The following is a 17,740-nucleotide window of genomic DNA, read 5'->3' as shown; positions in this document are numbered from 1 at the left end:
GTCCCCGGTCGCCGGAGACATCCGAGGTCACGGCCCTATCAAGCCCCGCCGGGGACTTCCTGACGCTGCGCGAGGCCGCCGTCGGCCGGGGCCGGCCGGGCACCAGTTCCGGGGTACGCCGGGCGGCCCGGTCCTCGACCCAGCCGACCAGCAGGGTGACCACACCGACCAGCGCGAACACCAGCGCCACCCGGATCGTCAGCCCGATCGGGTTCTGGTGCGACCAGCCGACCACGTCCACCAGCGGGGTGAGCGCCACCACGAACGGCATGTGCCAGAGATAGACGGTCAGCGCGCGCCGGTTCAGCACGGTGACCGCCCGGCCGAGCGCCGGGCTGCGGTCCACCCAGGGCGCGGCGGCCGGCGCCCGGCCGATCGCCACCAGGATGAACGCCGCCGACCAGAGCGCGTTGCCCAGGTGGATGTCGTTCAGGTCGAAGCCGCGCGGGCCGGGGTGGGTGAGGATCCAGCCCAGCCCGGCCGCGCCGAGGGCGGCCGCGAGCGGGACGAGCACCCGGTTGGCCATGCGGCGCAGCAGGCCGTCGTGGTGGGCGAAGCCGAGCAGCCAGGCGCCGAAGTAGAGGCCGAACTCGCGCAGCACGGCCGGCGGGTCCGACAGGACGCCGAACTCGATCGCCGCGAGCAGCGCGTACGGGGCCAGCAGGGTGGGCAGCGGGGCCCGGCGGAACAGCCAGAGGGCCACCGGCGAGGCGAGCACGAACCAGAGGTAGTCCCGCAGGTACCAGATCGGGCTCAGCGCGAGGGCACCCCAGTGGTTGGCCGGCGGGTCGCTGACCGGGAAGAGCCAGAGCAGCACCTTCGGGGTGAGCGGCAGCCCGGTGAGCAGCATGGCCGGCACGAAGATCGCGGCGAGCACCCAGAGCGACGGCAGCAACCGGCGCAGCCGGCGCGCCACGGCCGGTACGCCGCTGCGGTCCAGCGACGCGGCCATCAGCGAGCCGGCGAGCGCGAACATCACCGACATCGCCGGGAAGATCAGGGTCAGCGTCGCCCAACCGGTGACGTGGTAGACGACGACTCGCACGATGGCCAGGAAGCGGAGCAGGTCCAGATATCGGTTTCGCATCAGCTCGCGGGGCGTCGGGGGCGGGGGCAGCAACGCCTCCCTACCCTCCGACCCGGCCGGACGAAACGGTGCGCGGGCCGGGGTCAAAAGTGAAACATCCCATAAAGCAGACCGATCTGGACCAGCCCGGCATTCGTCGGAACGCGAACCGCCGGCCCCGGGCATTCGGGACCGGCGGTCAGGCGTACGAGGTCAGAAGCCGAGCTTGCGCAGCTGCTTCGGGTCGCGCTGCCAGTCCTTGGCGACCCGGACGTGCAGGTCGAGGTAGACGCGGGTGCCGAGCAGCTCCTCGATCTGCCGGCGGGCGGTGGTGCCGACGTGCTTGAGCCGGCTGCCCCGGTGACCGATCACGATCGCCTTCTGGCTCGGTCGCTCCACGTACACGTCCGCGTAGATCTTGGTGACGTTGCCCTCGGGGATCATCTCCTCGACCACCACGGCGATCGAATGCGGCAGCTCGTCCCGCACCCCCTCCAGGGCGGCCTCACGGACCAGCTCGGCGACGAGCACCTGCTCCGGGTCGTCGGTGAGCATGTCGTCCGGGTAGAGCTGCGGCGACTCCGGCAGGTAGCCGGTCATCACGTCGACCAGGGTGTCCACCTGGTGCCCGGAGACCGCGCTCACCGGCACCACGTCGGCGAACTCACCCAGCTCGCTCACCGCGAGCAGCTGCTCGGCCAGCCGCTTCTTGTCCACCAGGTCGGTCTTGGTGACCACGGCCAGCACCGTGGCACGCAGGTCGGCCAGCTCGCCGGTGATGAACCGGTCGCCCCGCCCGATCGGCTCGTTCGCCGGGATGCAGAGGCCGATCACGTCGACCTCGCTCCAGGTCTCCCGGACCAGGTCGTTCAGCCGCTCGCCGAGCAGCGTGCGGGGGCGGTGCAGGCCCGGGGTGTCGACCAGCACGAGCTGCGACTCCGGCCGGTGCAGCACGGCCCGGATGATGTGCCGGGTGGTCTGCGGCTTGTTCGAGGTGATCGCGATCTTGGTGCCGACGATCGCGTTGGTCAGCGTCGACTTGCCGGCGTTCGGCCGCCCGACGAAGCAGCCGAAACCGGCCCGGTAGGGACGCTGCTCGACGTCGGTCACTCGACCACCGTGCCGAGGACGGTGCCGTCCGGCGCGGCCACGTGGATCGGCGCGTCGGCGGAGAGGTCGCGGACCGCGGCGTGCCCCGCGCCGTCCAGCGTCGAGGCCTCGGTCACCACCACGGCGGCCTCCAGCCGGCTCGCGCCGGCGGCCACCGCCGAGGCGACCGCGAGCTGGAGCGCGGTCAGGGTCAGCGACGGCAGCGCCACGCTGGCCGCCGCGTACGTCCGGCCGTCCTGGTCGCGGACCGCCGCGCCCTCCACGGCGCCGATCCGGCCCCGCGCCCCCCGGGCCAGGACGACCAGCTTGCCGTCCTCGGCGCTCAGCTCGCCCGGGTCGGACGGGGTGGGCCGGGCGGCCGGCACGGCGGGTGACTCAGGCATCGGCGGGTTGCCTCTCCTCGGAACGGTTGTGGTTGCCACGGGGGTCGGCCTGCTCGCCGTGCCCCGCGCTGTCCGGCGCGTCACCGGGCTCGATCCGGCTGACCAGCACGGTGTCTATCCGGTTGCGCCGCCCGGTGGTGCCCTCGGCGATCAGCCGGAGCCCGGCCACCTCGGCCGCGGCACCCGGGATCGGCACCCGGCCGAGCGCCTGGGCGAGCAGGCCACCGACCGTCTCCACCTCGTCGGTGGGCAGTTCGGTGTCGAACAGTTCGCCCAGATTCTCCACCGGCAGCCGTGCGGTCACCCGCACGGCCCCGTCCGCCAGGCGCTCGACCGGCGGGCGTTCGACATCGTACTCGTCGGTGATCTCGCCGACGATCTCCTCCAGGATGTCCTCGATGGTGACCAGGCCGCCGGTGCCGCCGTACTCGTCGACGACGATGACCAGGTGGTTGCGGGCCGCCTGCATCTCCGAGAGCAGGTCGTCGACCGGCTTGGACTCGGGCACGAAGGTCGCCGGGCGCATCAGCTCGGCCACCGGCATCTGCCGGGCCTCCGGGGCGCCCTGGATGCGCCGGATCAGGTCCTTGAGGTAGAGCACGCCGAGCACGTCGTCGACGTTCTCGCCGATCACCGGGATCCGGGAGAAGCCAGAGCGCAGGAAGAGCGCCAGCGCCTGCGCGAGGGTCTTGCGATCCTCTATCCACACCATCTCGGTGCGGGGCACCATCACCTCGCGGGCGATGGTGTCGCCGAGCGCGAACACCGAGTGGATCATCTGCCGCTCGCCGTGCTCGACCACGCCGCGCTGCTCGGCCAGGTCGACCAGCTCGCGCAGCTCGACCTGGGTGGCGAACGGCCCCTCCCGGAAGCCGCGCCCCGGGGTGACCGCGTTGCCGATCAGGATCAGCAGCGAGGCCAGCGGGTTGAGCGCCCGGCCCAGCCAGCGCACCAGCGGCGCGACCGCGCGGCCCACCGCGTAGGCGTGCTGCCGGCCCAGGGTGCGCGGCGCGACGCCGACCACCACGAAGCTGACCACGGTCATCGCCCCGGCGGTGACCAGGGCGGCCCGCCAGCCGGCGCCGAAGGTGTCCACCGCCACCAGCGCGACCAGCGTGGTGGCGGTCAGCTCGGCCAGCAGCCGGAGCAGGAGCAGCAGGTTGAGATGGCGGACCACGTCGCCGGCGACCGCCTGGAGGGTACGCGCGCCGCGCGCGCCGTCCCGGGCCAGCTCGGCGGCCCGGGCCGGGGAGACGGCGGCCAGCGCGGCCTCGGTCATCGCGATCAGGCCGGCGAGCACCACCAGCCCCGCCGCGACGGCGAGGAGGGGAAGGTCGGGCAGGCCGGCGGGCGCGCCGCCGGCCGCCAGGATGGCTGTCACTGCGATCGGGTCGACCGCCAGCTGGCCAGCAGTCGGGCCTGGAGACCGAACATCTCCCGCTCCTCCTCCGGCTCGGCGTGGTCGTAGCCGAGCAGGTGCAGCACGCCGTGCACGGTGAGCAGGTGCAGCTCGTCGGCGGTGGAGTGCCCGGCGGTGGCCGCCTGCTTGGCCGCCACCTCCGGGCAGAGCACGATGTCGCCGAGCAGGGCCGGCTCACCGCCGGCCGGGGCGCTCTCCCCCGGGCCGTGGTCGACGCTGCCCTCGTCCATGGGGAAAGCGAGCACGTCGGTCGGGCCGTCGCCACCCATCCAGCGGTGGTTCAGCTCCGACATGTATTCGATGTCGACCAGCAGCACGGAGAGCTCGGCGAGGGGGTTGACCCCCATCTCGTCGAGGGCGTGCCGGGCGACGGCGAGCACGGCGTCGGTGTCGACGTCGACACCGGACTCGTTGGCGATCTCGATGGACAACTGTCTTCCTCTGGTGGATTAGCGGCGCCGGCCGGCCCGGCCGCCCTGGGCGGTCCGCCCGGGCACGGCGTGCACGCTCTGCGCCTGCTGGTTCTCCCGCTCGGCGTCCCAGCGGGCGTACGCGTCGACGATGTCGCCCACCAGCTTGTGGCGGACCACGTCGGAGCTGGAGAGCTGGGCGAAGTGCACGTCCTCGACGTTGCTCAGGATCTCCCGGACCACCCGCAGGCCGCTGGTCGTGCCGCCGGGAAGGTCCACCTGGGTGACGTCACCGGTGACCACGATCTTGGAGCCGAAGCCGAGCCGGGTGAGGAACATCTTCATCTGCTCGGGCGTGGTGTTCTGCGCCTCGTCGAGGATGATGAACGCGTCGTTGAGGGTCCGGCCCCGCATGTAGGCCAGCGGCGCCACCTCGATGGTGCCGGCCGCCATCAGCTTCGGGATGGACTCCGGGTCGAGCATGTCGTGCAGCGCGTCGTAGAGCGGGCGCAGGTAGGGGTCGATCTTCTCGTTCAGGGTGCCGGGCAGGAAGCCCAGCCGTTCCCCCGCCTCGACCGCCGGCCGGGTCAGGATGATCCGGTTGACCTGCTTGGCCTGGAGCGCCTGGACGGCCTTCGCCATGGCCAGGTAGGTCTTGCCCGTGCCCGCCGGGCCGATGCCGAAGACGATGGTGTGCGCGTCGATGGCGTCGACGTAGCGCTTCTGCCCCAGGGTCTTGGGACGGATGGTGCGACCGCGCCGGGAGAGGATGTTGAGCGTCAGGACCTCGGCGGGCCGCTCGGCGCTGCCCTGCTCGAGCATGCCGACGGTACGCCGGACGGCGTCAGTGGTCAGGGTCTCGCCTTTCTCGATCAGTTCGAGCAGCTCGCTGAAGAGACGCTCGGCGAGGGCGTTGTCGGCGGGCGCGCCGGTGATGGTGATCTCGTTGCCCCGCACGTGGACGTCACTGTTGACCGAGCGTTCGACGAGCCGCAGGATCTCGTCGCCCGCGCCGAGCAGATTCACCATGATCTTCTGGTCGGGGACCGTGATCCTGGTCTGCACCCGGGGCGGGCCGGGAGGTGGGGTGCCGGTCATAGGTCGGGCCGTCGGGCCCTACGCCACCTGCTCTCGAACTCGGCGCCGGGCCCTGCTGGCGCGGCGGTCGCTCTACCCATCGTATCGGGTCAACACCGCCCGCACCGCGCCCATTTCCGGCGGTAGGAGATCAACTGCCGGCCCGGAAGTCGTACCCCTCGAAGGTCTCCTGGTGCCGGGTGAAGCGGTAGGTGGCCCAGTGCAGCCGGACCACCGCGCCGCGCTCGTCCCGGGTCAGCCGGAGCAGCTCGCCCACCTCCCGGCCCGAGACCGTGCGGAACACGTCCGGCCGGTCCGGCAGCGGCGCGAACACCGCGGGCGGCTTGCCCGCCGGCTCGTCCGCGGCCCGCGCTCGCAGCGTCCCGTCGTGCCAGGAGAAGACGTACTCGAAACCCTCGCCCCACCAGCGGCCCAGCAGGCCGCGCAGGTGCTCGGGTGCGGGCGCGCCGGGCCGCCAGGGCTCGACGTCAGCCGGGTCGTGCTCGGCGGCCGCGGCCAGCAGCCGGTGCGGCAGCTCGAAGACCTCCACGCCGGTGCCGGAGGAACCGAGCACCGCGCAACCCATCGCGCCGGCGGTGCCGTCCCCGCCGCGCCGGCCGTAGACGGCGGCCAGGAAACCGGGCATGGCACCGTCGTGCCCCACGTGCATCACCCGCCCCGGCTGTGGCACCAGGATCAGGCCGAGGCCGAAGCCGCCGGCCCAGAGCGTCTCGTCGGTGGTGGTCAGCGGCCAGCGCATCTCGTCGAGGGTGGCCGGCGCGAGCACCGCGCCGGCCGGGTCCAGCGCGGCCGGGTCGGCCAGGAAGGCCGCCCAGCGCGCCAGGTCCGGAGCGGTGCTCCAGAGCTGCGCGGCCGGGGCCACCGCGCCGAAGTCCGTGTTCGGCTCCGGCCGGGCCTCGTCGGAGTACGCGTCGACCAGGAACCCGGTCGCCGCCCGGCCGCCCGGGGTCGGGCCGGTGGCGGCCAGCCCGAGCGGGGCGAGCACCCGCTCGGCCAGCACCTCGGCCCAGGTGCCGCCACGCAGCCGGGCCACCAGCTCGCCGAGCAGCGCCAGGCCGAGGTTGGAGTAGTGGTAGCGCCGCCCGGTGGGCAGCACCCGCTCCACCCGGGCCAGCTCGGCGATGAGCTGGGTGACGTCGGGCGCGCGCAGGCTGTCCCAGACGTCGCCGTGCGGCTCGCGCTGCAGGCCGGCGGTGTGCGACAGCAGCCGGCGGACGGTCAACTCGCCGTGCGCCGGCAGGTCGAGGTGCCGCCCGATCGGGTCGTCCAGGTCGAGCAGCCCCTCGTCCCGGCACTGCATGACCAGCACTGCGGTGAAGGTCTTGGTGACCGAGCCGATCCGGAAGACCGTCTCCGGCCCGAGCGGGGTGTCGTTGCCGGTCCCGCCGACCGCGCAGGTCCAGAGCGGCCGGTCGGCCCGGTGCAGGGCGGCCGAGACGGCCGGGATCCGCCCGTGGGCCTGCGCCTGCCGCACCATCCGGCCGAGCCGGTCATGCACCGTGATCATGAGGGCAGTCTAGGCAGCGCCTCAGCGGCAGAGCATCGGGCCGAGCGGCGCGCCGCCGAGCAGGTGCGCGTGCACGTGGAAGACCTCCTGGCCGCCGTACGGGCCGGTGTTGAACATCAGCCGGAAGCCGTCCACCGTGAGCCCCTCCTCCTCGGCCACCACGGCGGCGGTGCCCAGCAGCTCACCGGCCAGCCCCGGGTCGCCCTGGGCCAGCGTGGCCACGTCCGCGTAGTGCTCCTTGGTGATCACCAGCACGTGGGTGGGCGCCTTCGGGTCGATGTCCCGGAAGGCCAGGGTGGTGGCGGTCTCGCGGACGATGGTGGCCGGGATCTCCCCGGCGACGATCCGGCAGAACAGGCAGTCGGTTCCCATCGGGGCATGGTAAGTCGTCCCGTACCCGCTCAGGCATGATGTGCCGCGTGACTTCTCGGGCGGTACTGGTGACGGGGGCCTCGCGCGGCATCGGCCGCGCGGTGGCGCGGGCGTTCGCGGCGGGCGGGGACCGGGTGGCCATCCACCACCGGGACTCCGCGGAGCTGGCCGAGGAACTGCGGGCGGACCTGCCCGGCGACGGGCACGTGGTGGTCCGCGCCGACCTGGCCGACCCGGACGCGGTCCGGGCCATGGTGGACGAGGCGGCCCAGCGCCTGGGCGGGCTCGACGTCCTGGTCAACAACGCCGGCGTCTACGGCCCCCGCGACCTGCCGCACCCGGTCTTCGGCAACACCTACGAGCAGTGGCAGGAGCAGTGGCGGCTGGTCCTGGAGACCAACCTGACCGGCGCGGCGAACGTCACCTGGTGCGCCGCCCAGCACCTGCGCGAGCGGGGCGGCCGGATCGTGAACGTGTCGTCCCGGGGCGCCTTCCGGGGTGAGCCGGAGCAGCCCGCGTACGGGGCGAGCAAGGCGGGGCTGAACGCGCTCGGTCAGTCGCTGGCGCTGGCCCTGGCCCCGTACGGCATCGCGGTGGCGACGGTCGCGCCGGGCTTCGTGGCGACCGACATGACCACCACCCACCTCAGCGGCGAGCGGGGCGACGCGATCCGTGCCCAGTCCCCCTTCAACCGGGTGGCCCGCCCCGAGGAGATCGCCGCCGCGGTGCACTGGCTGGCCAGCCCCGAGGCCGAGTGGGCCTCCGGCACCATCGTCGACCTCAACGGCGCCTCCTACCTGCGCAGCTGACGCCCCAGCGCGTCGATCATGGACTTGTGGCGCCCGCTTCGACCCTTGTGCGGCCTACGGCAGGTGCCACGACTCCATGATCGACGCGGTCAGGCGGGGTGAGGCCGGGAGGGCGGGGCGGGTTACCAGCGGGTCAGGCGGGTGGACAGGACGCTCACGGCGGCCACGCCCGCCGTTGACGTGCGGAGGACCGTCGGGCCGAGGCGGACGGGGCGGGCGCCGGCCTCCTGGAAGGCCGACACTTCGGTGTCGGTGATGCCGCCCTCGGGGCCCACGACCAGGACGATCTCGCCGGTCTCCGGCAGGTCGGCCCTGGTCAGCCGGTCGTCGGCCTCCTCGTGCAGGACGAACGCGGCGGACGCGCCGGCGATCCGCCGGGCCACCGTGGTGGTGGACTCGTCGGGTGTGCCGGCCACCACCGGCAGCCACGGGCGGCGGGCCTGCTTGGCCGCCTCCCGGGCGGTGGCCGCCCACTTCTCCCGGGCCCGTACGCCCCGGTCCCCGCGCCACTGGCTCACCGAACGCGAGGCCGCCCACGGCACGATCTCGTCCACCCCGACCTCGGTCATCGCCTGCACGGCCAGCTCGCCCCGGTCGCCCTTGGCGATGCCCTGCACCACGACCAGCCGGGGGACGGACGCGTCGACGTACCCCCGGGAGGTGACCCGGAGGTCGAGGGTGCCCCTGCCCACGGCGCTGACCACCGCGGCGGCCGTGCCGCCCCGCCCGTCGGCGAGCAGCAGTTCCTCGCCGGCGCGCAGCCGCTGCACGGTGGCCGCGTGGTGCCCCTCCGGGCCGTCCAGCGTCAGCGTGTCACCGGTGGGCAGCGCCTCGACCAGGAACAGCGGCGCCGACACCTCAGGCGTGCCCGTTGAAGGCGTCGCGCATCCGGGAGAAGAAGCCGCCCTGCTTGGTCAGCTCGGCGACCTCCTCGCCACGGGTCTTGGCGAAGTCGCGCAGCATCCGCTCCTGGTCGGCGTCGAGCTTGGTCGGGGTCCGCACGTCGAGGTGGACGTAGAGGTCGCCCCGGCCGGTGCCGCGCAGGTGCGGCACGCCCCGGGCGCGCAGCCGCAGCGTGCTGCCCGGCTGGGTGCCCGGCTTGACGTCGACCGTCTCCTCGCTGTCGAGGGTCTTGATGGTCAACCGGGTGCCGAGCGCGGCGGCGGTCATCGGCACGGTGACCCGGCAGTGCAGGTCGTCGCCCTTGCGGGAGTAGACGTCGTGCGGCCGCTCGTGGATCTCCACGTAGAGGTCGCCGGCGGTGCCGCCGCCCGGGCCCACCTCGCCCTGCTGGGCCAGCCGGATCCGCATGCCGTCCTCGACGCCCGCCGGGATCTTGACGGTGAGCGAGCGGCGGGTGCGCACCCGGCCGTCGCCCGCGCAGGTCGGGCAGGGGTGCGGGATGGTGGTGCCGTAGCCCTGGCAGACCGTGCACGGCCGGGCGGAGACCACCTGGCCGAGGAAGGTCCGCTGCACCGACTGCACCTCGCCGCGGCCGCCGCACGCCTCGCAGGTGGCCAGGTGGGTGCCGGCCGCCGTGCCGGCGCCGGAGCAGGTGGTGCAGAGCACCGCGGTGTCGACGGTGATCGGCGCCTCGACGCCGAACGCCGTCTCGTTCAGGTCCAACTCCAGCCGCAGGATCGCGTCGGCGCCCGGCCGGGTCCGCGGCCGCGGGCCCCGGCTGCCGCCCGCGGCGCCGCCGAAGAACGCGTCCATGATGTCCTGGAAGCCGACGAACGGGCCGGCGCCGCCCGGACCACCCGGGCCCGCGCCCCCGCCGCCCGGGGCGAGCGGGTCGCCGCCCAGGTCGACGATCTGCCGTTTCCGGTCGTCCGAGAGAACCTCGTACGCGGCGTTGATGTCCTTGAACTTCTCCTGTGCCTCCGGGTCCGGATTGACGTCCGGGTGGAACTGGCGCGCCAGCTTGCGGTAGGCGCGCTTGATCTCGTCGTCGGAGGCGTCCCGGCTCACGCCAAGAATGCCGTAGTAGTCCCTGGCCACTGCGTCTGGTGTCCTCATGTTCGTCTCGCGTTGCGCCGGTCGTCGGCCGGAGCCGGCCGTCGGCCCTGACTGGTCAGTTCTGGGCCAGCAGTTCGCCCACGTAGCGTGCCACGGCCCTCACCGTGGCGATGGTGCCGGGGTAGTCCATCCGGGTCGGGCCAAGCACGCCGAGACCACCCACGATGGTGGCGCCCGGGCCGTAGCCGGTGCTGACCACCGAGGCGGCGCGCAGGTTGTCGATCTCGTTCTCGTCCCCGATGAGCACCCGGGTGGTGCTCGGCTCGGCCTCCCCGATCAGCTTGAGCAGCACGACCTCCTCCTCGAGCGCCTCGAGGATCGGACGCAGCGAACCCTGGAAGTCGAGCAGACCACCCCGGGTGAGGTTGGCAGTGCCGGCCAGCGCGATGCGCTCCTCGTGCCGCTCGACCAGCGTCTCCAGCAGCACGCTGGAGAGCGTGGCCATGGCCGGACGCAGCTGCGGCGTGGCCTCGTCGACCAGGGCCTGCACCAGTGGCGGGGTGTCGGAGAGCCGACTGCCGACCAGCTTCTCGTTGACCAGGCGGCGCAGGTCGGTGACGTCCTCGGCCGGGATCGGGCCGGGCAGCTCGACCAGCCGCTGCTCGACCCGGCCGGTGTCGGCGATCATGACGACCATCAGCCGGGTGGTGGAGATCGGCACCAGCTCCAGGTGGCGCACCTTGGAACGGGCCAGGCTCGGGTACTGCACCACGGCGACCTGCCGGGTGAGCTGGGCCAGCAGCCGGACCGTGCGGTGCACCACGTCGTCCAGGTCGACCGCGCCGACCAGGAAGCGCTCGATGGCCCGGCGCTCGGCCGGGCTGAGCGGCTTGACCCGGGAGAGCCGGTCGACGAAGAGCCGGTAGCCGCGGTCGGTGGGCACCCGGCCGGCACTGGTGTGCGGCTGCCGGATGTAGCCCTCCTCCTCCAGCACCGCCATGTCGTTGCGGACGGTCGCCGGGGAGACGCCGAGCTGGTGGCGCTCGACCAGCGCCTTGCTGCCGACCGGCTCCTGCGTGGCGACGTAGTCCTCGACGATCGCGCGGAGCACGGCGAGCTTGCGGTCGTCGAGACCCATCTCCCCCACCTCCTGACGCACCTCGTCCGCACCGGCGCACGGCATCTGGCACTCGACTGTAGCGAGTGCCAGTCTACGTCGGCGTGCCCGCCGACGCGATGATCAGCGACGCACCTCCGGTGCGGCCCGCCGCACATCCGACCCACCAGGGCCGAACAGCCGGACATCCCGGGCGATCTCGCTCTGGTGCGCCCTTGCCTCCGGGACCTACCGTGACGTCCATGACTGAACCTCCTCGCCCTCCCGGAGCGGGGGACTCCGGCGCCCCGCCGCCGGAGCCGACCCCGCCGTCGGCACCGCACGGTTCGTCGCCGGCCGACGAGCCCCCCACCGCACCACTGTCCGGGGCACCGGCGCCGGGCGGCCATCCCCCGCCCGGCGGCTATCCGCCGCCTCCCGGCGGCCAGCCGCCGTCGGGCGGTTACCCACCCCCGGGCGGCTACCCCCCGCCGGGCGGCTACGCCCCCTCGGGCGCCGGCTACCCGGGCGGCGGCGCCTACGGACCGCCCGCCGGCTACGCCAACAACGACGACAAGACCTGGGCCCTGGTCGCGCACTTCGGCGGCGCGGCCGGGATGTTCGTGGGCGGCGGCGTGCTGGGCTGGGTCGCCCCGCTGATCGCCCTGCTCGCCCGCGGCAACCAGTCGCCGACCGTCCGCGCGCACGCGATCGCCGCGCTCAACTTCCAGCTCATCTGGTCGATCATCGCGCTGGTCGGCTGGATCCTCGCCTGCATCCTGATCGGCTTCGTGATCGGTTTCGGCGCGATGATCGTCGGCATCATCTTCGGCATCCTGGCCGGGGTGAAGGCCAACGAGGGGCAGCTCTACCGCTACCCGATGTCGGCCAGCCTGATCAAGTGACCCGCCCCCCCCGGCCGGCTCCCTACCCCGGGGGCCGGCCGGCCCGGTCACGGCAGCAGGTCGCGGACGACCGCGTCGGCGAGCAGCCGGCCGCGCAGGGTGAGCACCGCCCGGCCCGCGGCGTACGCGTCGGCGTCCAGCAGGCCCCCGGCCCGGGCCCGCTCGGCGCCCGCCCGGCCCGCCTCGTCGAGCCCGGCCAGCGGCAGCCCGGCGGCGAGCCGCAGCCGCAGCATCACGTCCTCCATGTGCGCCTCGTCGGGCGTCAGCAGCTCCCGGGCCAGGCCGGGCGACTCCCCGGCGGCGAGCCGCTGCGCGTACGCCGTCGGGTGCTTGACGTTCCACCAGCGCACCCCGCCGACGTGGCTGTGCGCCCCCGGGCCCAGGCCCCACCAGTCGGCGCCGGTCCAGTAGAGCAGGTTGTGCCGGCACCGGGCCGCTTCGGAGCGGGCCCAGTTGGAGACCTCGTACCAGGAGAAGCCGGCCGCCGCGAGGGCCGCCTCCGCGGCCAGGTAGCGGTCCGCCGCCACGTCGTCACTGGGGTACGGCAGCTCGCCGCGGCGCATCCGGGCGGCCAGCCGGGTGCCGTCCTCGACGATCAGGGCGTACGCGCTGACGTGGTCCACCCCCGCCGCGACCACCTGGTCCAGCGAAGCGGCGAAGTCCTCGGCGCTCTCCCCCGGCGTGCCGTAGATCAGGTCCAGGTTCACGTGCTCGAACCCGGCATCCCGGGCCTCCAGGGCGGCGGCGGTGGCCCGGCCGGCGCTGTGCTGCCGGTCGAGGATCGCCAGCACCCCGGGCGCCGCGGACTGCATGCCCAGCGAGATCCGGGTGTAGCCGGCGGCCCGCAGGGTCTTGAGCGACTCCGGGGTGACCGTCTCGGGGTTGGCCTCGGTGGTCACCTCGGCGTCGGCGGCCAGCCCCCAGGTGCGGTCGATGCCGTCGAGGATCCGGGCCAGGTCGTCGGCGGGGAGCAGGGTGGGCGTGCCGCCGCCGACGAAGACGGTGTCCACCCGGGGCGGCGGGCTGTCGCCCAGCACCCGGCCGGCGAGGGCCAGCTCGGCCAGCACCGTGTCGGCGTACGTCTCCCGGCTCGCCCCGCCACCCAGCTCGGCCGCGGTGTAGGTGTTGAAGTCGCAGTAGCCGCACCGGCTGGCGCAGAACGGGACGTGCACGTACACACCGAAGCCGCGGGCGCCGACGGCGCGGCGGGCGGCAGCGGGCAGCGCCCCGTCGCGCGGGACGGGTTCGCCTTCTGGAAGGACGCCGGGCATGGCCACTAGTGTGCCCGGCATGACCTCTCCGGACGCTCTCGTGCGGGTCGCCACGGCCCGTGGGGTGACCACCCTCACCCTGGACAGCCCGCAGAACCGCAACGCGCTCTCCACCCCGCTGATGACCGAGCTGCTGGCCGGGCTGGCCGCGGCGGTCGCCGACGACGCGGTCCGGGCGATCGTGCTGGACCACACCGGCCCGGTGTTCTGCTCCGGCGCGGACCTGAAGGAGACCGCCGCCGCGTACGCCAGCGGGTCGGTGCCGGCCGGGATGCTGGGCGACGTGCTGGTCGCGGTCCGGGAGTGCCCGAAGCCGGTGCTGGCCAGGGTGGCCGGGCCGGCGCGGGCCGGCGGGCTGGGCCTGATCGCGGCCGCGGACCTGGCGGTCTGCGCCGAGGAGGCCACGTTCGCCTTCACCGAGGTCCGGATCGGGGTGATCCCGGCGGTGATCTCGGCGACCGTACTGCCCCGGCTGCACCCCCGGGCGGCCGCCGAGCTGTACCTCACCGGCGACACCTTCGACGGCCGACGGGCCGCCGAGATCGGCCTGGTCACCGCCGCCGTGCCGGCGGACGCGCTGGACGCCGCGGTGGACCGCTACCGCGACTCGCTGGTCAAGGGCGCGCCGAAGGCCCTCGCCGGGACCAAGGAGCTGCTGCGCCGCCCGGCCGCGACCGACCTGCGGGCCGAGATCGCCGAGTTGGCCGCCCTGTCCACCCGGTACTTCCTCTCCGAGGAGGGCCGGGAAGGCGTCCTCGCGTTCCGGGAGAAGCGGCCCGCGGCCTGGGTGCCCGCCGCAGACTGAGGCCGGAGGTGCGGGGTCGGCTACGGACCGTGAGGCGTCCGGTCGGCCGACCCGGACACTGGAGTGAGCGACGTACGCTTGGCGGGCTGTCGGGACAGGAGGTGCGGGTGCGAACGCGAACGGCGATCGTGGCATCGGGTGTGGTGGTGGCGGTCCTGGCCCTGCTCGGCGTGTGGTTCGTCGCGAAGCAGTTCGGGCACCACCTGCGGCTGCCGCTGGCCAGCCGGACCTGCACCGTCCGGGCCGACGGCGAGGTCGTGCTCGGTGCCGACCAGATGGCCAACGCGGCCACCATCGCGGCGATCGGCGTGCAGCGGAAGATGCCGGAGCGGGCCGTGGTGGTGGCGCTGGCGACGGCGTACCAGGAGTCGCACCTGCGCAACATCGCGCACGGCGACCGGGACTCGCTCGGCCTGTTCCAGCAACGCCCGAGCCAGGGCTGGGGTACCCCGGAGGAGATCCGCGACCCGCGCTACGCGGCCAAGAAGTTCTACGCCGCGCTGAAGAAGGTCAAGGGCTGGGAGAAGCTGCGGGTCACCGAGGCCGCCCAGCGGGTGCAGCGGTCGGCCTACCCCGAGGCGTACGAGAAGTGGGCGGACGAGTCGCAGGTGCTCACCCGCGCCCTGCTCGGGAACGCGACCGGGGCGGTGGCCTGCACGGTCGGCCCGACGCCGACGATGCGCGGCCCGGCCGCCGCGACCGCGCTGTTGCAGAGCCTGGCCCTGGACTGGGGCCTGCCGGAGCTGGCCTCGGCCACCGACCTGACCGGGCTGACCTTGCCGGCCGCCGACAACCGCAACGGCTGGCGGTACGCCCACTGGCTGGTCTCGCACGCCGACGACCACGGGGTGAAGCGGGTCCGCTTCGGCGACCTGGAGTGGACGGCCGAGCAGGGCACCTGGGCCAAGGTGAAGGGTGACCCGGCGAGCCAGGTGCTGGCCGAGGTCTTCGCCGCCACCTGACCCGAGCCGCTGCCTGACCCGAGCCGCCGCCGGCCGGTCCCGGCCCCGGCGGTCAGCCGGCGGCGGCGCCCAGGCGGCGGCGGACCTTCTCCCGCAACGACTCGGGCAGCTCCGGCACGTCGAGCAGGCGGGGCAGCAGCTCCGGCTCCAGGGTGGTGGCCCGGAACACCTCGCCGATCGTCACCCCGTGCGCCGGCCGGTCGACGACCTCGACGGGATCGCCGGCCCCCACCTCGCCCTCGCGCAGCACCCGCAGGTACGCCCCGGGCGCGCCCCGGAGGGTGAACCGCTTGATCAGGTCGGGCACGCCCCAGAACCCGGCGAAGGTGGTGCACGGGGTGCGCGGCTTGGTCACCTCCAGCAGGGCGGAGCCGACCGCCCAGCGCTCGCCGATCACCGCCCCGGTGACGTCCACCGCCCAGGTGGTGAGGTTCTCGCCGAAGGCGCCCGGCCGCAGCGCCCGGCCCATCTCGCCGGCCCACCAGCCGGCGTCCTCCTCGGCGTACGCGTAGACCGCCTGGTCGGGGCCGCCGTGGTGGGCCCGCTCGCCGATGAAGTCACCGGTCACCCCGGCGAACCGGACCGCCACCCGGCCGTCCACCGGCCGCTTGTCGATGCCGCTGCGACCGCTCTCGTCGCCCGCCCACTCCGCCTCGGTCACCACGCCGAGGTTCACCGCCGCCAGCCTGCCCGTCATGGCGGTCAGCCTAGGGGCCGCCGCCGGGCGCCGGGAAACGGGTTCGTCCCGGCGGGCGGCTCAGCCCTTGACGGCCCCGGCGACCAGGCCGGAGACCATCCGGCGCTGCACCAGCAGGAAGAAGACGATCACCGGCAGGGTGAACAGCGTCGACGCGGCCATCACCGAGCCCCAGGCGGTGTCGTCCCGCCCGAAGAAGAACGTCATGGCCACCGGCAACGTGTACTTGTGCTGGTCGTTGACGAAGGTCAGCGCGAAGATCAGCTCGTTCCAGGCGGTGATGAAGGAGAAGATGCTGGTCGCCACCAGACCGGGGGCGACCAGCGGGAAGAGGACCTTGCGGAAGGTCTGGGCGCGGCTGGCCCCGTCGATCGCCGCCGCCTCCTCAAGCTCCTTGGGCACGGCGGCCACGAAGCCGCGCAGCATCCAGACCGCGAACGGCAGGGAGAAGCCGAGGTAGGTCAGGATCAGGCTGGGCAGGGTGTTGTAGAGGCCGAGCCGCTGGATCATCAGGAACAGCGGGATGACCAGCGCCTCCAGCGGGATCATCTGCACCACCAGCAGCAGGATGAGGAAGGTGGTGCGCAGCTTGAAGCGGAAGCGGGCCACCGCGGTCGCGGCGAGCAACGCGACCAGCCCGCTCAGCAGGACGGTGGCCACCGCCACCAACGCGCTGTTGAGGAAGAAGTCGGTGAAGGTCACGCCGGGGATCAGGTTGCCCGTGAGGATCTCCCGGTAGTGCTCCAGGGTCGGCTCGGCCGGCACCGGGCGCGGGGTGGCCGAGAAGATCTCCCGGTTGGGCTTCAGCGAGGTGGCGACCATCCAGTAGACGGGGAAGGCCGCGAAGAGCGCGACCAGCAGGCCGGCGCCGTTGAGGGCGATCTTCTTCACGACTCGTCCTCCTGCCGCAGCACCATACGGACGTACACGCCGGTCACCACGAGCAGGATCAGGGTGAGGATGACGGCGATCGCGGAACCCAGGCCGTACTTGGGCGGCGGCGAGAACGCCTCCGCGTAGGAGTAGATCGACAGCATGAACGTCGACCGGTCCTGGGTGCCGCCGGCCAGCACGAACTGCTGCGTGAAGACCTTGAAGTCCCAGATCGTGGAGAGCACCACGAGGATGCCGAAGACCGGCCGCAGCGTCGGGAAGGTGACCGACCAGAAGACCCGCCACGGCCCGGCCCCGTCCACCCGGGCGGCCTCCTGCAGCTCGCTCGGCACGCTCTTGAGCCCGGCCAGCACGCTGACCGCGATGAACGGGAACGAGTGCCAGACCACCACCAGGGTCAGGATGCCGAAGAAGAGCAGGGGGTCGTTGAACCAGCCGTAGCCGGTCCAGTCGCTGCGGCCGAACAGGGCCGTGGAGAGCCCGTCCGGAAGCTTGTTGAACAGCCAGGTGACCAGGCCGCTAGTGTCGTCGAAGATCCACTTCCAGACGATGGTGCCGGTCAGCGCCGGGGTGGCCCAGGCCAGCATCACGCAGCTCGCCACGAAGGTGGCCATCTTCTTCCCGAGCCGGTTGAGCAGCAGCCCGACCAGGGTGCCGAGGATCATGGTGAGCACCACGTTGGCCACGGCGAAGAGCACGGTGTTGCGCAGCACCGTACGGAAGAACGGGTCACCGAGGATCTGTGCGTAGTTGGCCAGGCCGACCCACGGCCACTCGCGGTCCCCCCGTAGCTGCCGGACGCTGTCCAGCTTGTAGAAGGACATCATCACGACCTGCCCGAGCGGCCAGAGCAGCAGCACCGCGATGATCGCCAGGCAGGGCAGGAGCAACAGGTACGGGAGGTGGTCCGCGCGGCGGCGGCGCCGCCGCGCGGGGGGGGGCCGCCGCGCGGGGGGGCCCGGGGGGGTGGTGGTGT

General features: G+C 73.5%; 19 protein-coding genes. 4 read left to right on the top strand and 15 right to left on the bottom strand.

Translation table 11 applies throughout. From position 1 onward, the window contains the following. The 8 genes from ABZV78_RS28080 to ABZV78_RS28045 form a co-directional block, all read right to left on the bottom strand. The coding region (locus ABZV78_RS28080) for an acyltransferase (RefSeq protein ID WP_355643330.1) at positions 1 to 1,087 on the bottom strand (1,087 nt) is incomplete at its 3' end. Positions 1,088 to 1,279: 192 nt separating this feature from the next. Next, positions 1,280 to 2,176 (bottom strand): GTPase Era, encoded by an 897-nt coding sequence (gene era, locus ABZV78_RS28075; RefSeq protein ID WP_355643329.1) that lies wholly within the window; start codon positions 2,174 to 2,176, stop codon positions 1,280 to 1,282. Next, positions 2,173 to 2,559 (bottom strand): cytidine deaminase, encoded by a 387-nt coding sequence (locus tag ABZV78_RS28070; protein WP_355643327.1) that lies wholly within the window; start codon positions 2,557 to 2,559, stop codon positions 2,173 to 2,175. Before ABZV78_RS28070 ends, era begins: the two co-directional genes overlap by 4 nt. Further along, positions 2,552 to 3,961, bottom strand: a complete 1,410-nt coding sequence (locus ABZV78_RS28065; RefSeq protein WP_355643332.1) for a hemolysin family protein — start codon at positions 3,959 to 3,961, stop codon at positions 2,552 to 2,554. Before ABZV78_RS28065 ends, ABZV78_RS28070 begins: the two co-directional genes overlap by 8 nt. After that, entirely contained in the window at positions 3,937 to 4,410 is a 474-nt protein-coding gene (ybeY, locus tag ABZV78_RS28060) for an rRNA maturation RNase YbeY (RefSeq protein ID WP_148431472.1), read from the bottom strand. The genes ABZV78_RS28065 and ybeY overlap by 25 nt, the downstream gene beginning before the upstream one ends. Before the next feature lie 18 nt (positions 4,411 to 4,428). Continuing rightward, entirely contained in the window at positions 4,429 to 5,487 is a 1,059-nt protein-coding gene (locus tag ABZV78_RS28055; RefSeq protein ID WP_254337642.1) for a PhoH family protein, read from the bottom strand. A gap of 130 nt (positions 5,488 to 5,617) precedes the next feature. Continuing rightward, positions 5,618 to 6,994 carry a serine hydrolase domain-containing protein gene (locus tag ABZV78_RS28050; RefSeq protein WP_355643324.1) on the bottom strand — a complete coding sequence of 459 codons (1,377 nt, stop codon included), beginning with the start codon at positions 6,992 to 6,994 and terminating at the stop codon, positions 5,618 to 5,620. 21 nt (positions 6,995 to 7,015) lie between these two features. Further along, positions 7,016 to 7,366 carry a histidine triad nucleotide-binding protein gene (locus ABZV78_RS28045; protein WP_091269925.1) on the bottom strand — a complete coding sequence of 117 codons (351 nt, stop codon included), beginning with the start codon at positions 7,364 to 7,366 and terminating at the stop codon, positions 7,016 to 7,018. A 47-nt stretch (positions 7,367 to 7,413) separates the two neighbouring features. Here ABZV78_RS28045 and ABZV78_RS28040 point away from each other — a divergent pair, with 47 nt between their 5' ends. Then, positions 7,414 to 8,175, top strand: a complete 762-nt coding sequence (locus ABZV78_RS28040; protein ID WP_355643322.1) for an SDR family oxidoreductase — start codon at positions 7,414 to 7,416, stop codon at positions 8,173 to 8,175. A 122-nt stretch (positions 8,176 to 8,297) separates the two neighbouring features. Here the strand turns inward: ABZV78_RS28040 and ABZV78_RS28035 are convergent, their stop codons facing one another. The 3 genes from ABZV78_RS28035 to hrcA all read right to left on the bottom strand — a co-directional run bounded on the left by ABZV78_RS28035 (position 8,298) and on the right by hrcA (position 11,272). Further along, complete coding sequence (locus tag ABZV78_RS28035; protein WP_355643320.1) at positions 8,298 to 9,032, bottom strand: 16S rRNA (uracil(1498)-N(3))-methyltransferase; 735 nt, start codon at positions 9,030 to 9,032, stop codon at positions 8,298 to 8,300. Position 9,033: 1 nt separating this feature from the next. Then, positions 9,034 to 10,176: a molecular chaperone DnaJ gene (gene dnaJ, locus ABZV78_RS28030; protein ID WP_189198120.1), complete on the bottom strand. Its 1,143-nt coding sequence runs from the start codon at positions 10,174 to 10,176 to the stop codon at positions 9,034 to 9,036. A 73-nt stretch (positions 10,177 to 10,249) separates the two neighbouring features. After that, positions 10,250 to 11,272, bottom strand: coding sequence for a heat-inducible transcriptional repressor HrcA (gene hrcA / locus ABZV78_RS28025; RefSeq protein ID WP_355643318.1), 1,023 nt, complete (start codon positions 11,270 to 11,272; stop codon positions 10,250 to 10,252). Between the two features lie 221 nt (positions 11,273 to 11,493). Between hrcA and ABZV78_RS28020 the strand changes: the two genes are divergently transcribed. Continuing rightward, positions 11,494 to 12,135 carry a DUF4870 domain-containing protein gene (locus ABZV78_RS28020; RefSeq protein WP_355643316.1) on the top strand — a complete coding sequence of 214 codons (642 nt, stop codon included), beginning with the start codon at positions 11,494 to 11,496 and terminating at the stop codon, positions 12,133 to 12,135. A gap of 47 nt (positions 12,136 to 12,182) precedes the next feature. Here the strand turns inward: ABZV78_RS28020 and hemW are convergent, their stop codons facing one another. Further along, a complete protein-coding gene (gene hemW, locus ABZV78_RS28015) occupies positions 12,183 to 13,406 on the bottom strand; it encodes a radical SAM family heme chaperone HemW (protein ID WP_355643314.1) in 1,224 nt (407 codons plus the stop codon). Between the two features lie 19 nt (positions 13,407 to 13,425). Here hemW and ABZV78_RS28010 point away from each other — a divergent pair, with 19 nt between their 5' ends. Then, complete coding sequence (locus ABZV78_RS28010; RefSeq protein ID WP_355643312.1) at positions 13,426 to 14,211, top strand: enoyl-CoA hydratase-related protein; 786 nt, start codon at positions 13,426 to 13,428, stop codon at positions 14,209 to 14,211. 101 nt (positions 14,212 to 14,312) lie between these two features. Then, a complete protein-coding gene (locus ABZV78_RS28005; protein ID WP_355643310.1) occupies positions 14,313 to 15,173 on the top strand; it encodes a hypothetical protein in 861 nt (286 codons plus the stop codon). 52 nt (positions 15,174 to 15,225) lie between these two features. On the opposite strand, the gene ABZV78_RS28000 is transcribed toward ABZV78_RS28005, so the two are convergent. The 3 genes from ABZV78_RS28000 to ABZV78_RS27990 form a co-directional block, all read right to left on the bottom strand. Then, the gene (locus ABZV78_RS28000) at positions 15,226 to 15,870 is read right to left on the bottom strand and encodes an MOSC domain-containing protein (protein ID WP_355643308.1); all 645 of its coding nucleotides are present in this window, start codon (positions 15,868 to 15,870) and stop codon (positions 15,226 to 15,228) included. Between the two features lie 60 nt (positions 15,871 to 15,930). Next, on the bottom strand, positions 15,931 to 16,761 hold the full coding sequence (locus ABZV78_RS27995; protein WP_355643306.1) for a carbohydrate ABC transporter permease: 831 nt from the start codon (positions 16,759 to 16,761) through the stop codon (positions 15,931 to 15,933). Then, positions 16,758 to 17,740, bottom strand: a 983-nt coding sequence (locus ABZV78_RS27990) for a sugar ABC transporter permease (protein ID WP_355643304.1), incomplete at its 5' end; no start/stop codon positions are given. The genes ABZV78_RS27990 and ABZV78_RS27995, both read right to left, overlap by 4 nt.

It is taken from the genome of Micromonospora sp. NPDC004540 (assembly GCF_040610095.1).
GTDB lineage: Bacteria > Actinomycetota > Actinomycetes > Mycobacteriales > Micromonosporaceae > Micromonospora.
Note: the sequence above shows the minus strand (reverse complement) of the source record. Positions and strands in the feature narration are given on the sequence as shown.

Bases quoted from the DNA above. Each gene is read 5' to 3' on its own strand.
- ABZV78_RS28020 (WP_355643316.1), top strand. From the start codon at position 11,494: ATGACTGAACCTCCTCGCCCTCCCGGAGCGGGGGACTCCGGCGCCCCG.
- ABZV78_RS28055 (WP_254337642.1), bottom strand. From the start codon at position 5,487: ATGACCGGCACCCCACCTCCCGGCCCGCCCCGGGTGCAGACCAGGATC.
- hrcA (WP_355643318.1), bottom strand. From the start codon at position 11,272: ATGGGTCTCGACGACCGCAAGCTCGCCGTGCTCCGCGCGATCGTCGAG.
- ABZV78_RS28000 (WP_355643308.1), bottom strand. From the start codon at position 15,870: ATGACGGGCAGGCTGGCGGCGGTGAACCTCGGCGTGGTGACCGAGGCG.
- ABZV78_RS28070 (WP_355643327.1), bottom strand. From the start codon at position 2,559: ATGCCTGAGTCACCCGCCGTGCCGGCCGCCCGGCCCACCCCGTCCGAC.
- ABZV78_RS28050 (WP_355643324.1), bottom strand. From the start codon at position 6,994: ATGATCACGGTGCATGACCGGCTCGGCCGGATGGTGCGGCAGGCGCAG.
- ABZV78_RS28010 (WP_355643312.1), top strand. From the start codon at position 13,426: ATGACCTCTCCGGACGCTCTCGTGCGGGTCGCCACGGCCCGTGGGGTG.
- ABZV78_RS28045 (WP_091269925.1), bottom strand. From the start codon at position 7,366: ATGGGAACCGACTGCCTGTTCTGCCGGATCGTCGCCGGGGAGATCCCG.
- hemW (WP_355643314.1), bottom strand. From the start codon at position 13,406: ATGCCCGGCGTCCTTCCAGAAGGCGAACCCGTCCCGCGCGACGGGGCG.